The sequence below is a fragment of the Terrabacter ginsenosidimutans genome (assembly GCF_039539425.1).
Classification (GTDB): domain Bacteria; phylum Actinomycetota; class Actinomycetes; order Actinomycetales; family Dermatophilaceae; genus Terrabacter; species Terrabacter ginsenosidimutans.
In genome coordinates, this window is record NZ_BAABDC010000001.1 from 357,207 (window position 1) to 380,058 (window position 22,852).

Consider the following 22,852-nt stretch of genomic DNA (forward strand, 5'->3'; position numbering starts at 1 on the left):
CATGACCGCCACCACGAACCGACCGACGACGACGCCCACCGGCGCCGTCGGTACCGTTGCAGGCACCGCCACGGCGACCCGGCCCAAGAAGCCGGTCCTGGCAGCGTCCGGCGGACCCGTCAAGCGCCCGAGCGCCGCTGCGCACCTCTCCGAGGCCGACGTCGAGCGCCTCGGCAAGGAGCTCGACGCCCTGCGCGACCGCATCATCGCCACGCGCGGCGCCAAGGACGCGGCCTACATCCGCCGCGTCATCCGCGTCCAGCGCACGCTCGAGGTCGCCGGCCGGGCCACGCTCCTGCTGTCGAAGAAGAAGACGGCGTTCGTCGCCGGCACGGCGATGCTCTCCGTCGCCAAGATCCTCGAGAACATGGAGATCGGCCACAACGTCCTGCACGGCCAGTGGGACTGGATGCGCGACCCCGACATCCACTCGACCACCTGGGAGTGGGACTTCGTCACCCCGGCGGCGGCCTGGAAGCACACCCACAACGACCTGCACCACACGTGGACCAACGTGCTCGGCAAGGACAAGGACGTGGGCTACTCCACGCTCCGGATGGCCGAGGACCAGCCGTGGCGTCCGCACAACATCCTCAACCCCGTCATCAACGGCATCCTGGCTCCCTTCTTCGAGTGGGGCATCGCGATCTACGACCTCGAGCTCGAGGCCGTCCAGGAGGGCGAGAAGTCCAAGGAGGACCTCAAGAAGGACCTCAAGGCCTTGGGGCGCAAGGTGGTCCGCCAGTTCACGAAGGACTACGCCGCGACCCCACTTGCCGCGGTGCCGTTCGGCTCGGGCAAGCAGGCCCTCCTCGGCACCTTCACCGCCAACGCGATCCGCAACGTCTGGGCGCACTCGGTCATCTTCTGCGGGCACTTCCCCGACGGCGTCGACGTCTTCACCGAGGAGGAGATCGAGGGCGAGACCCGCGGCGACTGGTACATCCGCCAGATGCTCGGCTCGGCCAACATCTCCGGCAGCAAGCTGCTGCACCTCATGACCGGCAACCTCAGCCACCAGATCGAGCACCACTGCTTCCCCGACCTGCCGAGCAACCGCTACCACGAGGTCGCCGTCGAGGTGCGCGAGATCTGCCAGCGCTACGGCCTCCCGTACACGACCGGGCCGATGCCGAAGCAGGTCTACCAGGCGTGGGCCAAGGTCTTCCGCCTGGCGCTGCCGAACCGCCCGCGCCCGCTGCCCAAGGGTGCGACCGATGCCGTCAACGCACCGGTCCCGCCGCGCCGCAGCGCAGCCCTGCCGATGGTGGCGCGTGTCGGGTGAGGCGGTGGCACGACCCGTGCCGACGGCCGCCTTCTTCGACCTCGACCGCACCCTGATCCGCGGGTCGGCGAACTACCCCCTCGCGATCGCCGCGTTCCGCAGCGGCCACGTGCCGTGGAAGGACCTCGTCAAGGACACCGTCAACGCGATCTCCTTCCACCGCAAGGGATCCACCGACGAGGGCTCGGAGGCACTGCGTGAGCGCATCCTCCGGGCCGTCGCCGGCATCCGGCAGTCCGACATCATCCACCTCACCGACGTGATCACCCCCGGCATCGTGCGCAAGGCCATCCCCGCCTCGATGACGCTGCTGTCGGAGTGCCGGGCCCTCGGCCAGGACCGCATCGTCGTGTCCGCGTCTCCCATCGAGCTCGTCAGCCGCATCGCGACCGCGCTCGGGCTCGAGGGCGCCGTCGCCACACGCAGCGAGCTCGACACCGAGGGCCGCTACACCGGCCACCTCGCCGGTGAGTTCTGCTACGGCGCGGGCAAGGTCATCGAGATCGAGAAGCTGGCCGCCGAGCGTGGCTACGACCTCTCGCGGTGCGCCGCCTACAGCGACTCCATCAGCGACCTGCCGATGATGGAGCGCGTCGGCACCGCGGTCGCGGTCAACCCGGACGGAGAGCTGCGCGAGCTGGCCCGGGAGCGCGGCTGGCGCATCGTCGAGGTCGGTCGCAAGCGGCACTGAGCCACTGAGCCACGGGGTCTGTGGGCCTGGGGCCGATGCGCACCTCGGTCAGCCGACAAGCTGCTGGCGCCGGGTCTCGAGCGTGGCGAGTGCCTCCTCGACCCGGGCGACAGCAGCGTCGACGTCGCGCTGGGTGCGCTTGATCCGGTCACGCACGAGGAGGTCGACCCCGACGTTGTCCCACCAGATGTCGACTCCCCGGACCGGTCCGCCGAACTCCGGCAACGCGATGCCCGGCATCCGGAGGTCGTCGAGCTCGCGGGTGAAGCGGGTCAGCGCCTCTCCCGCGACCTGCAGGCGCTGACGGGCCTCGTCGAGGCGCTCGTGCTTCATCGCGGAGCTGAGCATGCCGCCGCCGCCGAAGGTGTCCCACGTCGACCAGCTGTCGGCGCTGCCCAAGGTCTGTCGAGCCGCCACGAGTCCCTGGAGAGCGGATCGTCCAGCCGCGGAGGCTTGCTCGAGCTCCTGCAGCTCCCGGCGGTGAGCCAGCTCCTGCACGGCCGCTGCGACGTGGGCGTCGTCCACGGTGCCGCCGCTGCCGGCAACACGTTCGAGGGCGGACTGGTAGTCCCTGTCGGCGTGCTCCAGCGCCTCGGCCCGTCGCGCGAGGGACTCGGTCACCTCGCGGAGCAGCTCAACCGTGCGAGCTTGCACCTCCACGGCTGCTGCCGCAGTTCGGGCCTGCTCGCGCTCGCGCTCGAGATCCCGTTCCCGCGAGCCGCGCAACGAGGACCAGACCCGGGAGGCGGATCGGCCTTCGAGGCGTCCGACGTCGAGCTCCTCGCTGGTCAGGACGTCACGGAGCCGCTGGTGCTCCGCCTGGGCCTCGTGGAGCGCGTCGTGGGCCGCCCGGAGCTCGACGTGCACCCGGGCCCGCTCGGCGAGGTCGCTCCGCGCCACCTCGAGCAGCCGGAGCGGAGGGACCGCGTCGTCAGGAACCGTGTGTGACGTCATGCCACCACGATGCTCGACCCGAGCTGACGGTTCCCCGCCTCGTCCACAGCACCGTCCCGCACCGCCCGCGTTGCCCACCTGTCCTCGCGCCGCCCACAGGTCCTCGAGCCGTCGACCAGGTTCACCAGGAGGTGTGCAGCGGCCGTCCCTCGGCGAAGCCGGCCGTGCTCTGGAGGCCGACGACCGCTCGGTCGTAGAACTCCTCGAGAGTCCGCGCACCGGCATACGTGCAGCTGCTGCGCAGCCCGGCGACGATCTCGTCGATGACGTCCTCGACGGACGGTCGCGACGGGTCGACATACATGCGCGCCGTGCTGATGCCCTCCTCGAAGAGGGTCTTGCGGGCGCGGTCGTACTCCGTGTCGGTTGCGGTCCGGTTGCGCACCGCGCGGCTGCTCGCCATGCCGAACGACTCCTTGTACTGGCGACCGTCGTTGTCGGTGTAGAGGTCGCCCGGCGACTCGAGGGTGCCGGCGAACCACGAGCCGATCATGACGTTGGACGCGCCGGCAGCCAGCGCGAGGGCGACATCGCGCGGATGGCGCACACCCCCGTCCGCCCAGACGTGCTTGCCGAGATCCCTTGCAGCCGTTGCGCATTCGAGCACGGCCGAGAACTGAGGGCGACCGACGGCGGTCATCATGCGGGTCGTGCACATCGCGCCGGGCCCGACGCCGACCTTGACGACGTCGGCGCCGGCTTCGATGAGCTCACGGGTGCCGGCCGCCGACACGACGTTGCCGGCGACCACGGGGATGCGCGGGTCGAGGGCCCGAACGGCGCGCAGAGCCTCGATCATCTTGTCCTGGTGCCCGTGGGCGGTGTCGATGACGAGGACGTCGGCGCCGGTGCCCAGCACCTCGGCGGCCTTGGCGGCGACGTCGCCGTTGATGCCGACAGCGGCGGCGACGCGAAGCCGCTGGGCGTCGTCGACCGCGGGTCGGTAGAGCCCGGCGCGGATGGCGCCGCCACGCGTCAGGATGCCGACGAGCTCGCCGTGCTCGGACACGACCGGGGCCACCTTGCGGCGGGCCGCGGACAGCCGCTCGAAGGCCTCCTGCGGGTCGAGGGTGTCTGGCAGCACCACCAGGTCCTCGTGCATGACGTCGTGCACCTGCGTGTAGCGGTCGACGCCGGTCAGGTCCTTCTCGCTGACGATGCCGACCGGCTTCGGACCGTCCACGACGACGGCCACCCCGTGGGCGCGCTTGCCGATGAGGACGAGCGCCTCACCGGCCGTCATGTGCCGCTCGAGCGTGATCGCCGTGTCGTGGACGAGATGGCGCTGCTTGACCCAGGCAACGACGTCGCGGACCACCTCGACGGGAATGTCCTGCGGGATGACGGCGATGCCACCGCGTCGGGCGACCGTCTCGGCCATGCGCCGCCCCGCGATGGCGGTCATGTTGGCCACGACGAGCGGGATGGTGGTGCCCGACCCGTCGACGGTCGACAGGTCGACGTCGAGGCGACTCGTCACCGACGAGCGGCTCGGCACCATGAAGACGTCGTCGTAGGTGAGGTCGAGCTGGGGCTGGAGACCGTTGAGGAACTGCACGGTCACCAACTCTAGGCGCCCGGGCCGGCCGACCCCACGGGACAGCCCCCGACGTACGGCACGGGACGGCACGAGACGGCTCGGACGGCAGGCGGCGGTGAGACGGCATACGCCCGTTTTGCGTGTGCCGGACGGCCCCCGGGAGGACGATGGCACGTGGGCGCTCTTGCGCCCCGGACCGATTGGGGAAACGCCATGACGGACGCACCGCACGTGTGCTTCGACCGAATCCTTCCCAAGGACCTGATGCGCCCTCACCGGCGCGAGCGCGGCCTGCCCGGGCCCAACGGCGCCGACCGCGCGATCTCGCCGATCGGCAAGGCGTGGATGAACGGCACGACGCTCAAGGTCCGCTTCCTCGAGGGCACACCCGCGGAGCAGGCCACGGCGCGCGAGCAGGCCGCCTGGTGGCAGGCCGCGTGCAACATCGCCTTCGACTTCGGCGACCACCCGGACGCCGACATCCGGATCTCCTTCGACCCCAACGACGGCGCCTGGTCCTACGTGGGCACCGACATCAAGAGCATCCCGGCCAACGAGGCGACGATGAACCTCGGATTCCTCGACGGGGGCACGGCGGGGCACGAGTTCGGCCACGCCATCGGACTCGCGCACGAGCACTCGAACCCGCAGGGCGGCATCCAGTGGAACGAGCCGGTCGTGATTGCCGCGCTCGCCGGGCCACCGAACCGCTGGGACGAGGCGAAGGTGCGCCACAACGTCTTCATGAAGTACGCGCTCGACCAGATCAAGGGGACCCAGTTCGACCCCGACTCGATCATGCTCTACGCGTTCCCGTCGAGCTGGACCCTCAACGGCGTCGCGACGCATGCCAACGACGTCCCCTCGGCCCTCGACAAGGCGTTCGTCTCCGGGGCAGCGATGTATCCCAGGTCGGCGCCGGTCGTCGGTGACGCGGTGCCGCTGGCCGTCGACGGGCCGAAGGTCGACGCGACCATCGGCGCGGCCGGCGAGGAGGACCTCTACGCCTTCGACGTCACGAGCGACGGGCTCTACGAGGTGACGACCCGGGGCTCGACCGACGTCTACCTCACCCTGTTCGGGCCGAACAGCGAGACCGACCTCGTGGGCGAGGACGACGACGGCGGCTACGGCGTCAACGCGCGCGTGCGGGCCGGGCTGACGCCGGGACGTTACGTGGCCCAGGTGCGCCACCACGCCTCGAGCGGCACCGGCGCCTACTCCATCCGAGCCCGCCGCCGCTGAGACGCGACCCGCCGAGGACGCGACGGGTCGTATGCCGTGTGGCCGTCGCCCTGCGGCATACGTGCGTGCGCTTCGCCTCGGGCGTAAGGCATTGACCCTGATAGGTAATCGGGTAATCCTGATTACATGATTACGAACGAAGCACTGGAGCGGGTGCGCGGCTGGTTCGTCGGCCGCCTGCCCGAGGAGTGGCGCAGCACGCCACCCGAGATCACCGTCGACCGCGAGGAGATCACGGTCGTGCTCACCCTCGCCGACGTCGACCTGCCCGACGGGTCGAGCGACGCGGAGCGCGACGAGGCCCGCGCCGGTCGCACCAAGGCCTTCCGCGAGGACACCCGAGGACGCCGCATCGAGATCGCCCGCGAGGCCGAGCACCGTTTCGAGCGCAAGGTCTCCTGGGCCGTGCGCGTCGGTGACCGCACGGAGCTGTTCACCCACGTCGCCGCTCCGGCGATGACGCGGCTGCGCCAGCCCGAGCGGCTCGTCCTCGACACGCTCGTCGACGCCGGCGTCGCCCGGTCACGCGCCGAGGCACTGGCCTGGTGCGTCAAGCTCGTCGGCCAGCACGAGAGCGACTGGCTCGGCGAGCTGCGCGAGGCCATGTCGCACGTCGCCGACGTGCGCACGAAGGGTCCGGAGGCCTGACGAGTCAAGGGCCCTCGGAGCCAGAGTGGCCGCGGCCGCGGCCGCGGGTTCAGGCCTGCTGGTCGGTGCCGCGCTTGACCGCGGAGATCTCGAACTCGAGCGAGATCTTCTCGGACACCAGGACGCCGCCGGCGTCGAGCGGCATGTTCCACTCGAGGCCGAAGTCACGGCGGTTGATCCGGCGCGACCCCTCGAAGCCGGCGCGCAGGGCGCCCTGCGCGTCGGTCTGCACACCCACGAGCTCGATCGGGATCGTGACCGGCTTCGTGATGTCGCGGATCGTCAGGTCACCCGAGACCATGTAGGCGTTGTCCTCGACCTCCTCGATGCGCGTGCTCTCGAAGCGGATCTCGGGCCACTTCTCGGCGTCGAAGAAGTCACCGCTGCGCAGGTGATCGTCGCGCTGCTGGTTGCGGGTGTCGACGGTCGCGACCTTGAGGATGACCTCGGCGTACGACTTCGACATGTCGTCGAGGTCCGCGTAGAAGCGCCCGGTCACGTCGTTGAATGAGCCGCGAACCGTCGTCACCATGGCGTGGCGCGCAGAGAACCCGATACGGGTGTGGGCCGGGTCGAAGTCCCAGTCCCCGCTCAGCGCGGATCCGTGGTCGGTCATGATCTCTCCCCTGCGGGTCGGTGATTGAGTCGCGGCATCTTCTCACGACCCAGGGTGCTTGAATCTTTCACTATCGCCTCGTTCGTTGGCAAGCGCAGGGCACACCACACGCGCCCGACCCCGAGCGGGCACCCTGCTCATACCCCCTGAGGATCCCGCACCAGCGGGTGTCGCACCACTCGCAGACGGTTTGCGAGATGGCCGGACCGGTCGGCTATAGTTCCACTCGTTGTCCCGGCCAGGTAGCTCAGTTGGTACGAGCGTCCGACTGAAAATCGGAAGGTCGGCGGTTCGACCCCGCCCCTGGCCACCACCCCCGAAACCGCAGGTCACTCTCCACGTGACCTGCGGTTTCGTCGTCATGCCAGTGTCCTACCACTGGCGCACGGGGCGGGTCGTGCCGCGACCGGAACTCCCGGATCGTGCTGTGCGGACGAAAAAGCCGCCGCATCTGTGCGTGCCCACAAACACGTGAAAAGCAATTCCAGACCGTCATCGGGATGAATGGGGCGAATGCGCTCTTGCGCCCGTGTCGGAATCGAGCCAGCGATCTTCTGGCGAACGGGTGACTCCCTGGGTCGGACGAATGGCTGTGTGGACATCGGGCGCACGGTTCGAGTGAAGACTCGCGGTCGAACAGGCACACGGTCGGAGCCGGAACCGCCTGACATGCAAGGACATCGGCATGACGTCACGAAATGAGGAGGGAAGTCATCCCTCTTCATACTCTGACGCTCTCGGATGACCTGCACGTTTGCTGGGACTTTCCTGTTCCCGTTTCGGTGACGCGAGCCGCCACTAACGTGAGAGCGCCCTTTGGGGCCCCGAAGGGCGATGGTTCGCACCTTTGGAGGAGACGATGAAGTCCCATATTTTCGGAAGAATCCAAACCATTCTGGCAGCGCTGGGGGCGGTGCTGCTCGGCACGTTCTTCCTCGCGCCGGTCAGTGCAGGCGCGGCGACCCAGAGTCCCGTGACGTGGCACGTCCACGTCGGCGAGCAGTCGCCGAACGGCGCGATCCAGGGGATGCAGTTCCTGCCGGGAGACATCTGGGTCGATGTCGGTGACACGGTCCACTGGACCGCCGACTCGATGGAGCCGCACACGGTCACGTTCCTGCCCGTCGGGCAGCTGCCCCCGCCGTTCGACCCGACCGACCCGACTCAGACGACACCGACTGCGGACCACATGATCAGCGCGCCGGGAGACTTCCGGAACTCGGGAGTGCTGTCCACGCTCCAGTTCGCCGAGCTCCCGTCAGGCACGGTCACGTCGTACAACCTCACCTTCACGGGTCCGGGAACCTACGTCTACTACTGCCTTCTCCACGGCCAGGTGATGAAGGGCACGGTCCACGTGGCCGCTGCCGGGACGGCCTACCCGCACACCCAGGCGTTCTACGACACCCAGTTCAACGTCGGCCGAGGTGCCACCATCGGCGCCGGCTACCGTCTCTACGCGCGCGCGATGTCCACCTCGAGCAACCACCACGTCTACGTCGGCGCAGTGGACGAGGCGGCGATGGCCATGGTGATGCGGTTCATGCGACCGACCGTGACGGTGCGCGTGGGTGAGACCGTCGACTTCGACTGGTCGCTCAACAACGGCGACCCGGTGCCACACACCGTGACGTTCGGTCCGGAGCCTCCCGCGCCCTTCCCGGTCGGGGACCCGACGAACTTCACCGGCGGCATGCTGAGCTCTGGCGTCCTTCCCACCGCAGGACCCGGCGCGCACTTCCGCGTGACGTTCAACAAGGCCGGCGTCTTCGACTACATCTGCATGTTCCATGACGGGATGGGCATGACGGGCAAGGTCATCGTCACCCCGTGAGGACCGGCCCTTGACACCTCCCTCCCGAGGGAGGTGTCAAGGTTCGCGGCCTTCCCTCATTCGACTGTCGCGTCAAGCACTCCTGCAGCTCTGTGGGACCCTCCTGCCCCGGACGCCGGGCACGGAGAATGGCTGCGAGGGCGGGAAGAGCTGACATGCCGAGTATCGCGAGCAGGATCAGGCCGAGGTTGGCGGCCACGCCAGCGATGACGGGTGTGAGGTGCGGGCCAGGGGCACGAACCGTGACAGGACAATGGCTTTCGCGCCCTGCCGGTCGAAGAGCACGCGGGCCCGGCGATGCGCTTCGGAGAGATGAACCTCGACCCACGGCCCTTGTGCAGCCCGGGGCCCAACCGGCGCCCCGCCAGGTAGGCCACCTGACCGCCGCAGGCAGCGGCCAGCCCGACGGCGATGAGGGAGAGCCACACGGGGATCTTCAGTGCGCCCGCCGCCATGAGCACGCCGGCACTGACGAGCAGCGTGTCGGCCGGCAGGAGGACGCCGACCAGAAGCCCGGTCTCGGCGAAAGCCACTGCCACGAGCACGAGCAGGGCGAACGGACCGAGCGACGTCAGCAGACCAAGCAGAAGGCCATTCACAGCGACACCCCACGTCAGTGCGGGCTCGAGCGGCGGGGACCTTTGGCCCTGCTGGGGCCGCGACCCGGTTTCTAGGGTGGTGAGTGCGCGAGGTGGTCGGTCCGCGCCCGGCCGGCAGGCCATCCGCGGAGGAGGCAACGCCATGGTCACGATCCACAGCCACCAGCGGCCGGGACTCCAGCGACGCGGGCAGCCGGGTCTGGGCCGCGGGACGGCCGGGCTTGCCTGGGCCACTGCCGTCCTCGCCCTGGGGGCCGCGGTGCTGGGGCTCGTGCTCGAGGGGGTCTACACCGGTGCACGCTCCACCGCGGAGATCCTCCGGGGGTTCGATGCGGTGACGGCGGTCCTGGTCGCCCCGGCGTTGGCCGTGTCCGTCGGGTACGCCCGTCGCGGGTCGGTGCTGGGCCGACTCGTGACGGCGGGGCTGCTCGCCGACCTCGTCTACAGCTACGCCTTCTACGTCTTCGGCACCGACTTCAACGACCTCTTCCTGCTCCACGTGGTGGTCTTCTCGATGAGCCTCACCGCCCTGGTGCTCACGATCGGCGGTCTCGACGTCGACGCGGTCGGTGAGCAGTTCCGCGGGATGAGACACGTGTGGCCAGTGGCGGTGGCGACGGGGGTCCTCGCCGTCTCGCTCGGCGGCATGTGGGTCGGGGCCGCCGTTGTCAATGCGGTCAACGGGACGGTGCCCGTCGGCAGTCGCCTGGTGGAGACCCCCGAGATGATCCACACCGCCCTGGTGCTGGACCTGGCCGTGCAGGTGCCCTTGTATGCCGGTGCCGCCGTGCTGCTGTGGCGCCGGGAGGCGTGGAGCTTCGTGCTCGCTTTCGTGGCGACGCTTTCAGGCATCCCCGAACAGCTGAGCTACCTCGTCGGGCTGCCCTTCCAGGTCGGCGCAGGCGTGCCCGACGCGGCGTCGTTCGACCCCTTGGAGCCGGTGATCGCCGGGCTCTTCGTCCTCGCGTTCGGGCTGCTGCTCGCGGGTGCGTCCTCGCCCGGCCGAGACCGATCTGGCGCCGGCGGTGGACTGAAGGAGTGGGCTGGTGGGCATCCAGGGTGACATCACGATCGGGCGTCCGGTGGACGTCGTCTTCGACTACGTGGCGGACCAGACCAATGAACCGCGGTACAACCCGCAGATGATCCGCGCCCGGAAGCTCGGCGCCGCACCCATCGGTGTGGGAACCACGTTCCGCTCAGCGGTGCGGTCGGGAGCGCGCGTCGCGGACCTGCTCATCGAGATCACCGACTACGAGCGGCCCCGGCTGCTGGCCTCGGTCACCACGATGGCGCAGGCCGACATCGACTACGTCCTGAGGTTCGAACCGGTCGCAGCCGGGACCCGCATGAGCTGGTCCGGTCAGGTCCACCCCAAGGGAGCCCTGCGACTGCTGGGGCCGGTGATCGTCTGGTTGGGCCGACGCCAGGAACAGCACATCTGGCAGAGCCTGAAAGAGCACCTCGAACACGAGCCTGCGAGTCGAAGTGAGACGCCGAGATGAACCACAGAACCATGCCACGCGCACGAGCTACCGACCCCCGGCCGCCTCGTACCGGCGCACCGACTGGCTCTGCGTGCTCCTGACCACCGTCAGGGTCCAGCGGTTGGCGGAGCCGGGCGCGGATGCCGCCGCCACGTGACCCACATCGCGCCGAGGACGCGAGCTCGACGTTCCCGACACGTCGAGGCCGCGTCCACCGCTCACGACTCCGCGGCTGCGAGCGCCGACCGGTCGAAGCCCCTCACGAGGAGCCATACCGCCAGCACCATCTCCTGCACGCCGATGGGCACGGCAAGAGCCACCTGACCGGTCGACATCGGGCTGACGACTCCGAAGATGATCAGCACGGCCGCGACCATGAGCAGGACCACCCCGCCGATCCCCCACACCGACAACCAGATCGGGATCAGCCTGCTCCGGTAGAAGAGCAGGTAGTACGAGAGGCCGCCGATGCCGAAGGCCAGCAGCAGTCCCACATCAGCCAGCCACCGGTACTGCCCCAGCATCGCGTCACCCAGGATCGTGAAGCGCTGGTCACCGGGCACCCTCGCGTCGACGAAGTCCCGGCTCAGCGTCGCCAGCGACAGCAGCTGCACCATGCCGAAGGCGTAGAAGATGCCCTCGATGATCCTGAAGGCGACGGAGCCGAGCGCCAAGCCCTCACCGAACCGGCGCAGCACCGGATACAACGCGATCGCGACGCCAGGAGCTGCGAACGCCGCGATGAACCCGAGGACCACGCCCGTTGCCACCTGGCTCTGGTGACCTGCAGCGTCGGCCAGGTGGTTGGCGCCGGTCACCGGCGCGAGAAACGGCCCGCTGAGCAGGCTCGCCACGGTTGCCACGATGAGCATCACCCCCGCGACCACCGCGTTCGTACTGGTGAGAGCGTCCGGTCGGCCACTGACGGACCTCTCACGGTTGCCGGTTGTGACTGCCATTCCACCCACCCACTTCTCCATCTGATGTCCGGTAGCACTGTCGTGACCTCAGGTCAGGCGCTCCTCGCAGACTCCAGCCCGCCGGACGCGGACGGCATCCGTCCTCGTTCCCCACGCTAGGAAGCCTCAGCCCACCGGCCTAGGGCCGTAGGTCCCCCCGGCACGGCCTGAGCGGCGTCTCGCGGGCCCACGCCGGTTCCCGGTGGCTGCGGGCTCCCCGTCACGGTCAACCTTGGACAGCGTTCCGACGCGAAGGCCGACGGCAACCTACTGTTGATGACATGGACGTCGGCCCCGCGCTCGCCGCCGTGCGGGCCGCCCCCACCCTCCTCGAAGCCATGCGCGAGGCGCGCGTCCTGGCCACCGTCACCGTAGGAGACCCCGGCGGCGACACCCTGTCGGTGCTCCGCTCCGCGGCACGCACGAGCGACCCGCTCACCGCCATCGCGGCCGTCCACGCCCTGGGCGCGAGCGGCCACCCCTCAGCCGGGCGCGTCCTCGCCGAGCTACTGGCCGGCGACCGTCGCCACGTCGCGCAGCACGCCGTCGACGCCCTCCGCCACGCCCCCCTCGTCCACAGTGCCCTCCCGGTCCTCGTCCGGCGCTGCCAGGACGGCGGGTTCACCGGGATGCTCGCCCAACACACCCTCGAGCAGTGGGCGAAGGACGAGCCCGAGGCCGTTCGTGCCCCCCTGGTGGGGGCCCTGTCGACCTCTGTCGAGACCGCGGTCCGCGCGCGACTGGTCGAGACCCTCGGGCTCGTGGCAGGCGGAGCCTCGACACAGGCCCTGCTCGACCTCGCCGGCGACGACCACGAAGCCCTCCCCGTCCGGGCTGCGGCGCTGGCCGCCCTCGGTGACGGTCCGGCGGCAGACCGCGGCGCCGAACCTCTCCTCGTCGCCCTGACCAGGAGTGTCGGCCCGCTGGCCCAGACCGCCCGGCTCGCACTGCACGACCTCTGCCCGGCGCCCACGGTCTCGACCCCGGGAGGCCTCACCGTGGCTCAGGTCTTCCTCCACTCCGACATCGACGGTCGGCTGCACCACTCGGGCCAGGGCGACACCGGGGGCATCGCCACCCTGCTGGTGCACCTCGGCGACGCGCTCCTGCGCCAACAGCCGCACATCGGACGCGTCATCACGATCTCGGGCGGCAGCCCTGACCCCGCACAGTTCCCTCTCGTGCGCCACCGGTCGCCCGACTGGCCCATGCCGGCCTCGGAGCTGCTCACCGCAGGCCACCACTACGCCCGCGTGCCGCTCACGGGTGCGTCGACCGGGATCTCCCGAGGCTGGCCGGCGCGGGTGTCCGCGCGACGCGGCATACGCAGGGTCCTGCGGGCGGCAGGGCACGTCGACGCGATCCACCTCCGGATGGCCGACGTCGGTTCGATGGCCGCGGCGGAGGTGGCGGTCGACCTCGGCATCCCGGTCGTGCTCACCCTGGCCCCGGACCCGCAGGCCCTCATCGACGCCCGCGACACGGCCGGGACCCTGACCCGGTCCGGTTTCGGGGAGGCGGACCTCGTGGAGCACCTGTGGTTCCGTGACCGTCTGCTGCTCGACCTGACCGAACGGGCCGACCACCTGGTGCTCTTCCCCCGACCCCAGGTCGAGCGCGACCTGCGGCGCTACCTCGCCCTCGACCTCTCGACCCACCCGGAACGGGCCACCGTGGTCGGCGAGGGCGTCGACGTCTCTGCCATCGACCGGACGGTGCGAGAGGTCCGCGACGAGTCGGGGCGCGGCCTGGCGACCTCCGCGGCGCTCCGCGCCGTCGACGACCTGCTCGCGACGCTGCCGGCCGACCGGAGGAGTCTGCCGGTCGCCGTGTCGGTCGGTCGGCTGAACGCCGTCAAGGGCATGGCCACCCTCGTGCGGGCCTGGGCGGACGACGCAGATCTGCACGACCGCTGCAACCTGCTGCTCGTCGGCGGCGACCTCGAGCACCCCACCGACGAGGAGGCGGCCGAGCTCGCGCGCATCGATGCCGTCGTGCCGAGACACGAGGCGGCCAGGCGAGGGCTGCTGCTCGCGGGCCACCGGCCGAACGCCACGACCATCGCCTGGCTCGCGGCCCTGCAGCAGCGTCGCGCCGGCACGGGAGCGCCGCCCGGGATCTACGTCAGCGCGAGTCTCAAGGAGGAGTTCGGCATCGCCATCCTCGAGGCGATGGCGGTCGGCCTCGTCGTGGTCGCGCCGGCCGGCGGCGGCCCGGCCACCTACGTCGCCGACGGCGAGACCGGCATCCTGACCGACACCTCCACGCCGTATGCCGTGGCTGCCGCGACGCACGCCGCGCTCGACCTCGCCGTGGCGCCGGGTGCCGACGCCCGCGCGCGGGAGGCGCAGCACATGGTGCGCACGAGGTTCGGCATCGACACCATGGCCGTGTCCCTCGCGGAGGTCTACCAGCGCATCGCAGCCCCACGCCGCCCGGGCAGTACTGGCACCAGCGGCAGTTCGAGCACGACCGAAGGTCCCACCCAGCCCGACGTCATGGAGGGCGCATCGTGACGCTGCTCGTCATCAGCCCCGACTACGCCTCGCACCTCTACCCCCTCGCCACCCTCGCAACGGCCTGGCGCGACGCCGGCGAGCGCGTCGTGGTCGCCACCGGTGCAACGACCGATGCCCTCGTGACGATGTTCGGCTACGAGCGGGAGCACCTCCAGCTGGGCCGCGGCTCGAACCCGGGCGTGATCCGCGCCGAGGAGCAGCCGGCCGGTGAGGACGACTCGCTGCGGGGCTTCTTCGCGGCGACACGCATCGGTGCCATCGAGACACTGGCCTACCAGGCGAGGGCCCGAGGTGACGACCTGCTCTGGAACGCCGTGGGCGTCGCACGAGCCGTCCACGACGTCGTCGACCGCGTTCGCCCTGACACGATCGTCGTCGACCACCTGGCCTTCGGCGCCCGGCTCGGTCTCACCAGCCAGGGCATCAGCCACGCCGACGTCGTCCTCGGCCACCCGTCGGCTCTCACCGTGGGAGACGAGGTCTATGGCTACCCTCCCGCGTGGCCGCGTGCCTTCCGGCCCGACCCGGACGCGCTCCAGGAGCTGCGACGGTTGTCCGAGGGGGTCCGCGACGACTTCACCGCCCAGTGGAACTCCGCGCTCGCGCAGCTGTCGCCCGGTGCGGCACCCAGCAACGACGCCTTCGCCGAGACCGGCGACGTCCTCCTGCTCAACTATCCCGAGGAGCTGCACGAGGCGCAGCGCACGTCGCTGCTCCCTCACCACACCTTCCTCGGATCCGCAGTGCGTGAGGAGGCCCGGGACGAGCAGGTGGAGCGGTGGCTGGACAACGGGGACGAGCCGGTCGTGTACGTCAGCCTCGGCAGCTTCCTCTCGGCGCGCTCCGACGTACTGACGCGGATCGCGGGAGCGCTGCGCGGACTCGACGTCCGCGTCGCGCTCGCCAACGGATCGACGCCCCGCGACCTGCTCGGCCCCCTCCCGCCCTCCTGGCTCGTGCGCGAGACGCTGCCGCAGGTGACGCTCCTGCACCGGGCGGCCCTCGCGGTCTCGCACGGCGGCAACAACAGCGTCACCGAGGCGCTGACGGCGGGAGTGCCCCTGCTGCTGCTCCCCCTGTCCACCGACCAGTTCGCAGGCGCCGCCGCCATCGAGCGCTCCGGGCTCGGCGAGGTGCTCGACCCCAACCGGGCGAGCGCCGAGGACATCCGCGCCTCGGCCGAGCTGCTCCTCGGCCTCGACCCCTCACGCGGTCTCACCAGCCCGAACGTGCCCGGGCACCGGCTCAGCACCTCGCTGCGTGAACGGCCCGGACCGCAACGGGCGTGGGCAGCCATGACGCAGACGACCGGCCGCGACTGACCCGTCAGGGGTGGAGCGGGAGCCGCCAGCGACCGGAGGCGATCTGGTCTCCGCCGACCCACACCCCGCCGACGTCCGAGGAGGTGCCGAGCGCGAAGATCTTGGACAGTGCGTCATCGGGCGACGAGGCGTTCGCCAGTCCGACGGCGAGGGGGTCGCCCGGCTCGGGCAGCAACCAGATGGCGTCGAACTGCTTGCCGACCGACAGGTCGCCCACGTCCTGGGCCAGTCCGAGCGCGTCGGCCCCGGCCCCGGTGCACAGCCAGAGCAGGTGGGCCGAGGTCAGTGGCATCCCTGCCGGGCCGAGGAGCTGCTGGACGAAGTAGGCCTGCAGCCCCTCCTTGAACAGCGAGAACCCGGTGCCGGCCCCGACATCGGACCCCAGGGCGACGCGCACCCCGGCCTCCACGTGACGACGCAGCGGGAACAGCCCGCTCCCGAGTGCCGCATTGCTCGTCGGACAGTGCGCCACGGCTGCGCCGCGCTCGGCCAGCGTCGCGAGCTCGGCGTCGGTCGGGTGCACGTCATGGGCGAGCACGGATCGCGGCGTCACGAGCCCGAAGCGGTCGTACGTGTCGACGTAGGCCGCACCGTCGAAGAGGGCGGCCACCTCACGGATCTCATGCAGGTTCTCGTTGACGTGCGAGGTGAACCACGACCCGGGCACCTCGGACAGGACGGCAGCGCAGGCCTCCAGCACCGCCTCGCTCGCCGACAGCGAGAAGCGTGGCGTCACGGCGTAGCGCAACCGGCCCTTGCCGTGCCAGCGGGTCGCGAGGTCGAGGGACTCGGAGTAGGCGCGCTCCGCCGTGGTGAGCAGGGGCTCAGGCAGGAGCCGGTCCGACGTCACGAGTCCCGTCGTGACGCGAAGGCCCCATTGATCGGCCGCCTCGAACATCGAGTCGACGGCCGACGCGTAGTGGGCGCCGAAGACGAGCGCGGTCGTGGTGCCGGCGTCGACGAGGCCGGCGACGAAGTCGCGCGCCACGCTCCTCGCGTAGTCCGCCTCGGCCAGTCGCATCTCCTCGGGGAGGGCGCACCGGTCGAGCCAGTCGAGCAGCGGGAGGCCGAGTCCGCCGATGACGCGCACCTGGGGGAAGTGCACGTGCGTGTCGACCATGCCGGGCAGGAGCAGTCCCTCGCGCAGGTCCAGGACGGGCTCGTCGGCATGCTCGGCGCGCAACACGTCGAACGGTCCACGTGCCGCGATGACCCCGCTCCGGACGAGCAGCCCACAGTCGTCCTGCGACCTGAGGGAGCCACCGGTGAAGGGGCTCGTGGGCGTATCGAGGACGTTGCCCCGGAACAGTGTCACGAGGGGGCGTCCAGGCCGGTCCGCTCGCGGGCGAAGGTGCTGAGGAGGTCGGCCGCCACGGCCACCGCGATCGCCGCAGGGCTCTTACCGGCGATACCGGGAAGCCCGATGGGCGACTGGATCCTGGCCAGGTCCTGTGCCGAATGCCCTTCGGCCGCAAGGCGTTGCTCGAACCGGCGCCATTTCGCCGACGATCCGATCAACCCCACGGACCCGAGGTGGGAGCACCTCAGCGCGGCGTCGCACAGCGCCACGTCCTCGGCGTGGTCGTGGGTCATGACCAGCACGTGGGTGCCGTGCGGGACCTGCCCGAGCACGAGCTCGGGCACGGGCGCGTGGTGGACGTGCACCCCTGCCACGGCATCCGCCAGCATCCCGAGACGCTCTGGGGCCAGCCGGTCCGCGCGGCCGTCGACGAGGTGCAGCTCGAGGTCGTGCCGGCTCAGGATGCGAGCCAGCTCGGAGCCCACGTGCCCCATGCCGAAGATCGCCACCGAGGGCACGACCGCGAGCGGCTCGAGCAGCACCGACACCTCTCCACCACAGCACTGCTGACCGTGCTCGACGGGTGCACGCTCGTTGAGCGACAGGTCGAGCTGCTCGGGGACGCCGTCGCCGCGCAGCAGCATCGAACGCGCGCGTGCGACGGCGGTCTCCTCCAGGTTGCCGCCGCCGATGCTGCCCCACGAGCGGTCGGCCGACACGACCATCTTCGCGCCGGGCTCACGGGGAGCATGGCCGCGGATTGCGACGAGGGTGACGAGGACGCCGGGCTCGCGGTCCGCCCGGAGCTGCTGCACCGCTGCCAGCCAGTGCACCTCAGCCACCCGATCCGGACGCGACCTGCTCGGAGCGCGGCTCCAGAGGGCGCGCGGCAGGGTCGGGCTGTTCCGGCACGAGGCCGACGCCCCCTTCGACGAGGGGGGCCAGACGGGGCGGCTGACCGCCGCCGCGAGCCTGGCGGACCGCCCAGAAGACCGCCTCAGGCGTCGCCGGGGACGCGAGGTCGACGGAGGTGCCCGAGGGCCCGAACGCGGCAGTGGCCTGGCGCAGTGCCTCACGTACCGAGATGGCGAGCATGAGTGGGGGTTCACCGACGGCCTTGGACCCGTAGACGACGCCGTCCTCGGTGGCGCGCTCGAGCAGCGCGACGTTGAAGACCTCGGGCATCTCGGAGAAGCTCGGCAGCTTGTAGGTGCTGGCCGATGCCGTGAGGAGCCGCCCGCGCGCCGGTGTCGAGGAGTCGTCCCAGCGGAGGTCCTCGAGGGTCAGCCACCCGGCGCCCTGCACGAAGCCCCCCTCGACCTGACCGAGGTCGATGAGCGGCGACAGCGAGTCACCCACGTCGTGCACGATGTCGACACGGCGCAACCGGTAGGCCCCGGTGAAGCCGTCCACCTCGACCTCGGTGGCGGCGGCCCCGTAGGAGAAGTACTTGAATGGCGACCCGTGCATCGCCGTGGAGTCCCAGTGCAGGCCCTCGGTGCGATGGAAACCGGCCGCCCACAGCTGGACCCGCTGATAGTAGGCCTCGCTCACGAGGTCGGCCCAGGCGACCTGCTCGCTGCCTCCTGCCGCTCGCACGAGCCCGTTCTCGAACCGCACGTCGACGTCCCTCACGCCGAGACGTGCCGAGGCCACGACGCGCAGCCGCCCGAGGATCTGCTCGCAGGCGTTCCTGACTGCCGCACCGTTGAGGTCGGCGCCCGAGCTCGCGGCGGTGGCCGATGTGTTGGGGACCTTGTCGGTGCGGGTGGGGGCGAGGCGCACGAGCGAGAGCGGCACTCCGAGCGCCGTGGCGGCGACCTGGAGCATCTTGGTGTGCAGGCCCTGGCCCATCTCGGTGCCGCCGTGCGTGATCAGCACCGATCCGTCCTTGTAGACGTGCACGAGCGCACCGGCCTGGTTGAAGGCCGTGAAGTTGAAGGAGATCCCGAACTTCACCGGGGTCACGGCCAGCGCCCGCCTGGTGTGCTCGTGGGTGGCGTTGAACTCGGCGATCCGTGCCGAGCGTGCCGCGACCTCACCGGTGGCGAGCACCTGCTCCCAGCACCGGACAGCCCGCTCCGGGTGACGAACCGGCTGGCCGTACGGGGTGTGCTGACCCTCCACGTAGAAGTTCCGCCGTCGCAGCTGCGCAGGGTCGATCCCGAGGCGTGGGGCGCACCGGCCGAGGACGTCCTCGATGACGAGCATCCCCTGGGGGCCGCCGAACCCGCGGAACGCGGTCTGGGACGTCTTGTGCGTCAAGGCGATCCGGCCGTTGACCCGCAGGTTCGGGATCCAGTACGCGTTGTCGACGTGGCAGAGGGCCCGGGCGAGAACGGGTTCCGAGAGGTCGAGGCTCCAGCCACCGTCCGAGGTCAGGGTCGCATCCAGAGCCTGGACGGCGCCGGTGCCGTCGAAGGCGGCGCGCCACTGGATGTGGAAACCGTGCCGCTTGCCGGTCATGGTGAGGTCCTGGCTCCTGGTGAGGCGCAACCGCACCGGCCGGCCCGTCAGGACGGCCCCGAGGGCCGCGATCGCGGCGAACCCGTGTGGCTGCATCTCCTTCCCGCCGAAGCCCCCTCCCATCCGCAGACACTGCACCGTGACAGCGTGGCTCGCGAGGCCCAGCACGTGCGCGACGATCTCCTGGGTCTCGCTGGGGTGCTGGGTGCTGCTCTGGACGAACACCTGGCCGCCCTCGTCCACGTGGGCGACCGAGCAGTGGGTCTCGAGGTAGAAGTGCTCCTGCCCGGCGAGGTCCAGCTCACCACTGAACACGTGCTCCGCACCCGAGAAGGCGGCGTCGACATCCCCGCGTTCCAGCTTGGGCCGGCCCCCCTGGAAGCTGTCGGCCGCGATCGCCTCGCGGACCGTCACGATCGAGGAAAGTGGCTCGTAGTCCACCTCCACCGCCAGGGCCCCGAGCCGGGCCGACTCGAGGGTCTCGCCCAGCACCCAGCACACGGCGTGACCGAGGAACATCACCTCCGAGGGGAACAGCGGCTCGTCGTGCTTGACGCCGCCGTCGTTGACGCCGGGAACGTCGGCGGCGGTGAGCACTCGCACCACGCCCGGGACCTCGAGCGCCGGTGCCGTGTGCAGCCTGGTGACTCGGGCATGAGCGTGCGGGGCCTGGACGGGATGCGCGTGGAGGATGCCGTGCGTGCGCACCGTGAGGTCGTCGGTGTAGAGGGCCGCACCGGTGACGTGCAGGGCCGCGGACTCATGCGGGATCGTCTGCCCGACAACGGGATCGGCTGCTTGGTTCGACGGACTTGTCACGCGCCCACCCCACGCCCGGTAGGCGCCTCGACAACCGGGCCGGCAGTGCTCTCGGCGTGGAGCCGGAGCAGCGCGGTGCCGAGCACGGCCCTGCGGTAGTCGGCACTCGCCCGGTGGTCGTCGAGGGGAGTGCCCTCGCCGTGGAGCACGTCGGCGGCGGCGTGGGCCGTCTCGGCGGTCCAGGGCTGCCCCTCGAGCGCTGCCTCGGTCGTGTAGGCGCGGATCGGGGTGGCGGCCACGCCACCGAGCCCGATGCGTGCGCGGCGCACCACGCCGCCGGCCACGTCGAGCGCGAACGCGACGGCGACGCTGGAGATGTCGTCGAACCGGCGCTTGGCGACCTTGTGGAAGGCCGTCGTCCCACTGAGGGGAACGGGGATGCGCACGGCGCGGACCATCTCGTCCGCGCATCGCAGCGTGCGCCGGTAGCCCGTGAAGTAGTCGGCGAGCGCAACCTCGCGTTCCCCGCCCGCGCCGACGAGCACCACGGCGGCCTCGAGGGCGAGCAGCGCCGGCAGGAGGTCACCGATGGGTGAGGCGGTGCCGAGGTTGCCGCCGATCGTGGCGCCGTTGCGGATGAGCCGCGAGGCGAACTGGGGTACGAGCTGGTCGAGCAGGGGGACCCGTCCAGCGAGTCCGCGCTCGACCTCGGTGAGGCTGAGGGCGGCACCGATCTCGACGACGTCGTCGCCGACGGCCAGGTGGCGCAGCTCGGGCAGGCGGTCGATGCCGATGACGAAAGGCGCCCGGGATCCGCGGAGGTTGACGTCGACGCCCCAGTCGGTCGAGCCCGCGACGAGCACCGCGCCCGGGTGGGCCGCGAGGAGATCCAGGGCCTCACCGAGGTCCGCGGGACGGGCGTACGTCCCGGTCGGTCCCTCGAGCCAGGTCGCTGCAGCGGCAGGCGGCGGACCCGCCCGGCGTCTCGCGATCGGGTCGTGGTCCGCCGGCTCACCGAGCGCAAAGGCGGCGTCCCGGATGGGCCGGTAGCCGGTGCACCGGCACAGGTTGCCCGAGAGCGCGTCCAGCTCGAACCCGTTGGGCCCGCACTCGTGTCGGCGGGGGTGGGCGGCGTCGGCGGCAGTGTCGTCACGCGTCGCGGAACGGTCGCCGCGGTAGTACTCGGCGGCCATCGAGCACACGAAGCCAGGCGTGCAGTAGCCACACTGGGAGCCTCCGCGCACCGCCAACTCGCGCTGAACCGGGTGCAGTCGACCTGGAGCACCGAGGCCCTCGGCCGTGACGACCTCCTGGCCGTCGAGTGCCGCAGCCGGGAGGAGGCAGGCGTTGAGGGCGGTCCACTCGGTGCCCGAGCCGGTGTCGGCGCGGGCCAGCATGACGGCGCACGCACCGCACTCTCCCTCGGCGCAGCCCTCCTTCGCGCCGGTCAGGCCCTGGGCGCGCAGCCAGTCGAGCGCGTTGGTCGACGGGTCGGTGCCGGCGAGGCTGAGGTTCTCGCCGTTGACCGTCGCCGAGAGTCGCCGTCCCGGCGTCATCCGAAGTTCCTGTCGTCCACGGACCCATGATGCACCGCGGCCGGACGGTCGCGGGTGCACGCGCCGACGCGCTGTTGCCGGCCGAGCCCGGTCAGTGCGAGCGGCTCGCCGGTGCGGCGTTGCGGAGGATCCGCGAGGTGAGTGTCGCCCGGGGGTATGCGGACATGAGCTCCGTGAGAGTGCGGCCCGGCGTGATGCCGAGCTCCTTGACGAGCCGCTGGCGGTAGCGGTCGTACTCCGACACCGCCGCCGAGTGGTTCCCTGCCGCCAGGTGCGCCCTGACGAGGAGGGTCGCCGAGCTCTCGAGCAGCGGCTCCAGGGCGAGCGCCTCTTCGGCGACCCGGACAGCAAGGGCGAGCTGACCGCCATCGAGCAGGTCCCTGCCGAGCTTGTCGAGCGCCCGGATCCGGCGATGGTGCAGTCGCTCCCGTTCGAACAGGACCCAGTCGTCGTACCACCCCGGCAGCAGGTCCGGTCCCTCCAGCGCGGCCAGGACCTCGGGAGCCTGGACCGCGCTGACGACGCGGCCTCGTTCGACGTGGTCGAGACAGTCAGCCAGGTCCCACACGTCGACGGTGACGTTGCTGCTCAGCGCCAGTGCGGTACGCGTGGTCGCGACGAGGCCGCCACCGATCCCCCGCAGACGCTGGAGTGACGTGCGGAGGTTCGCCCGTGCTCGGCTCTCGGTGCTGTCCGGCCAGAGGGTGCCCGCGATCGCGATGCGCGTCTGTGGCCCGCGCAGGGCGAGCAGCGCGGTGACACGCTCCTCCCGAGACCCCACGGACACCGGCCGCTCGCCGTCGTGGAGCCTCCAGCACCCAAGCAGGCTGATCCGGCACGTGCGCGTCTCGGTTCCCATCGATCCCCCAGATCGACCGGTCCATACGGCACGTCCAGCTTGCCTGATTTCCTTGCGGGCGTCCGCGCGGGCCGACAGTGTGCGTGTTGTCGTCGTCTGACCAGTATCCACACATTGGCGCTCTCTTTACCGTTGAAAGGGATAACTGCTACCCACAGCCCTTTCCCGGTGCGCGCACGGCCGGTGAGCCGTGGCCACAGCCGCGGAGGCAGC

Annotated in this window: 18 protein-coding genes and 1 tRNA gene; 10 read left to right on the forward strand and 9 right to left on the reverse strand. The window is 70.8% G+C overall.

Annotation, left to right across the window (positions count from 1 at the left end):
* Position 1: 1 nt before the first annotated feature.
* Positions 2-1,285 (forward strand): fatty acid desaturase family protein, encoded by a 1,284-nt coding sequence (locus ABD831_RS01810; RefSeq protein ID WP_344940657.1) that lies wholly within the window; start codon positions 2-4, stop codon positions 1,283-1,285.
* 4 nt (positions 1,286-1,289) lie between these two features.
* Entirely contained in the window at positions 1,290-1,976 is a 687-nt protein-coding gene (locus ABD831_RS01815) for an HAD family hydrolase (protein WP_344940660.1), read from the forward strand.
* A gap of 48 nt (positions 1,977-2,024) precedes the next feature.
* Here ABD831_RS01815 and ABD831_RS01820 read toward each other — a convergent pair whose 3' ends face one another.
* Positions 2,025-2,930, reverse strand: coding sequence for a hypothetical protein (locus ABD831_RS01820; RefSeq protein WP_344940663.1), 906 nt, complete (start codon positions 2,928-2,930; stop codon positions 2,025-2,027).
* 121 nt (positions 2,931-3,051) lie between these two features.
* Complete coding sequence (locus ABD831_RS01825; protein ID WP_344940667.1) at positions 3,052-4,488, reverse strand: GuaB1 family IMP dehydrogenase-related protein; 1,437 nt, start codon at positions 4,486-4,488, stop codon at positions 3,052-3,054.
* Positions 4,489-4,683: 195 nt separating this feature from the next.
* Between ABD831_RS01825 and ABD831_RS01830 the strand changes: the two genes are divergently transcribed.
* Both ABD831_RS01830 and ABD831_RS01835 read left to right on the forward strand, forming a co-directional pair.
* Positions 4,684-5,715, forward strand: a complete 1,032-nt coding sequence (locus ABD831_RS01830; RefSeq protein ID WP_344940670.1) for a M12 family metallopeptidase — start codon at positions 4,684-4,686, stop codon at positions 5,713-5,715.
* A gap of 126 nt (positions 5,716-5,841) precedes the next feature.
* Positions 5,842-6,363, forward strand: coding sequence for a hypothetical protein (locus ABD831_RS01835; protein ID WP_344940673.1), 522 nt, complete (start codon positions 5,842-5,844; stop codon positions 6,361-6,363).
* 49 nt (positions 6,364-6,412) lie between these two features.
* Here the strand turns inward: ABD831_RS01835 and ABD831_RS01840 are convergent, their stop codons facing one another.
* Positions 6,413-6,979, reverse strand: coding sequence for a YceI family protein (locus ABD831_RS01840; RefSeq protein ID WP_344940676.1), 567 nt, complete (start codon positions 6,977-6,979; stop codon positions 6,413-6,415).
* Positions 6,980-7,215: 236 nt separating this feature from the next.
* On the opposite strand from ABD831_RS01840, the gene ABD831_RS01845 reads away from it, so the two are divergent.
* The 4 genes from ABD831_RS01845 to ABD831_RS01860 all read left to right on the forward strand — a co-directional run bounded on the left by ABD831_RS01845 (position 7,216) and on the right by ABD831_RS01860 (position 10,917).
* A tRNA-Phe gene (locus ABD831_RS01845) sits at positions 7,216-7,292 on the forward strand.
* 546 nt (positions 7,293-7,838) lie between these two features.
* The gene (locus tag ABD831_RS01850; RefSeq protein ID WP_344940679.1) at positions 7,839-8,813 is read left to right on the forward strand and encodes a cupredoxin domain-containing protein; all 975 of its coding nucleotides are present in this window, start codon (positions 7,839-7,841) and stop codon (positions 8,811-8,813) included.
* Positions 8,814-9,554: 741 nt separating this feature from the next.
* Positions 9,555-10,475 (forward strand): hypothetical protein, encoded by a 921-nt coding sequence (locus ABD831_RS01855; protein ID WP_344940682.1) that lies wholly within the window; start codon positions 9,555-9,557, stop codon positions 10,473-10,475.
* Positions 10,459-10,917: an SRPBCC family protein gene (locus ABD831_RS01860; protein ID WP_344940684.1), complete on the forward strand. Its 459-nt coding sequence runs from the start codon at positions 10,459-10,461 to the stop codon at positions 10,915-10,917. Before ABD831_RS01855 ends, ABD831_RS01860 begins: the two co-directional genes overlap by 17 nt.
* 200 nt (positions 10,918-11,117) lie before the next feature.
* On the opposite strand, the gene ABD831_RS01865 is transcribed toward ABD831_RS01860, so the two are convergent.
* Positions 11,118-11,879, reverse strand: a complete 762-nt coding sequence (locus ABD831_RS01865; RefSeq protein ID WP_344940686.1) for a DUF4386 domain-containing protein — start codon at positions 11,877-11,879, stop codon at positions 11,118-11,120.
* Positions 11,880-12,139: 260 nt separating this feature from the next.
* Here ABD831_RS01865 and ABD831_RS01870 point away from each other — a divergent pair, with 260 nt between their 5' ends.
* Positions 12,140-14,374 (forward strand): glycosyltransferase, encoded by a 2,235-nt coding sequence (locus tag ABD831_RS01870; RefSeq protein WP_344940688.1) that lies wholly within the window; start codon positions 12,140-12,142, stop codon positions 14,372-14,374.
* On the forward strand, positions 14,371-15,699 hold the full coding sequence (locus ABD831_RS01875; RefSeq protein WP_344940691.1) for a nucleotide disphospho-sugar-binding domain-containing protein: 1,329 nt from the start codon (positions 14,371-14,373) through the stop codon (positions 15,697-15,699). Before ABD831_RS01870 ends, ABD831_RS01875 begins: the two co-directional genes overlap by 4 nt.
* A 4-nt stretch (positions 15,700-15,703) precedes the next feature.
* Here the strand turns inward: ABD831_RS01875 and ABD831_RS01880 are convergent, their stop codons facing one another.
* From ABD831_RS01880 to ABD831_RS01900, 5 genes are all read right to left on the reverse strand, one after another.
* Entirely contained in the window at positions 15,704-17,014 is a 1,311-nt protein-coding gene (locus tag ABD831_RS01880; protein WP_344940694.1) for a guanine deaminase, read from the reverse strand.
* Positions 17,011-17,832 carry a xanthine dehydrogenase accessory protein XdhC gene (gene xdhC / locus ABD831_RS01885; protein ID WP_344942996.1) on the reverse strand — a complete coding sequence of 274 codons (822 nt, stop codon included), beginning with the start codon at positions 17,830-17,832 and terminating at the stop codon, positions 17,011-17,013. The genes ABD831_RS01880 and xdhC overlap by 4 nt, the downstream gene beginning before the upstream one ends.
* Before the next feature lies 1 nt (position 17,833).
* The gene (gene xdhB, locus ABD831_RS01890; RefSeq protein WP_344940696.1) at positions 17,834-20,284 is read right to left on the reverse strand and encodes a xanthine dehydrogenase molybdopterin binding subunit; all 2,451 of its coding nucleotides are present in this window, start codon (positions 20,282-20,284) and stop codon (positions 17,834-17,836) included.
* Entirely contained in the window at positions 20,281-21,780 is a 1,500-nt protein-coding gene (locus tag ABD831_RS01895; RefSeq protein ID WP_344940699.1) for a xanthine dehydrogenase small subunit, read from the reverse strand. Before ABD831_RS01895 ends, xdhB begins: the two co-directional genes overlap by 4 nt.
* Positions 21,781-21,871: 91 nt before the next feature.
* Positions 21,872-22,567 carry an AfsR/SARP family transcriptional regulator gene (locus ABD831_RS01900; RefSeq protein WP_344940702.1) on the reverse strand — a complete coding sequence of 232 codons (696 nt, stop codon included), beginning with the start codon at positions 22,565-22,567 and terminating at the stop codon, positions 21,872-21,874.
* Positions 22,568-22,852: the final 285 nt, after the last annotated feature.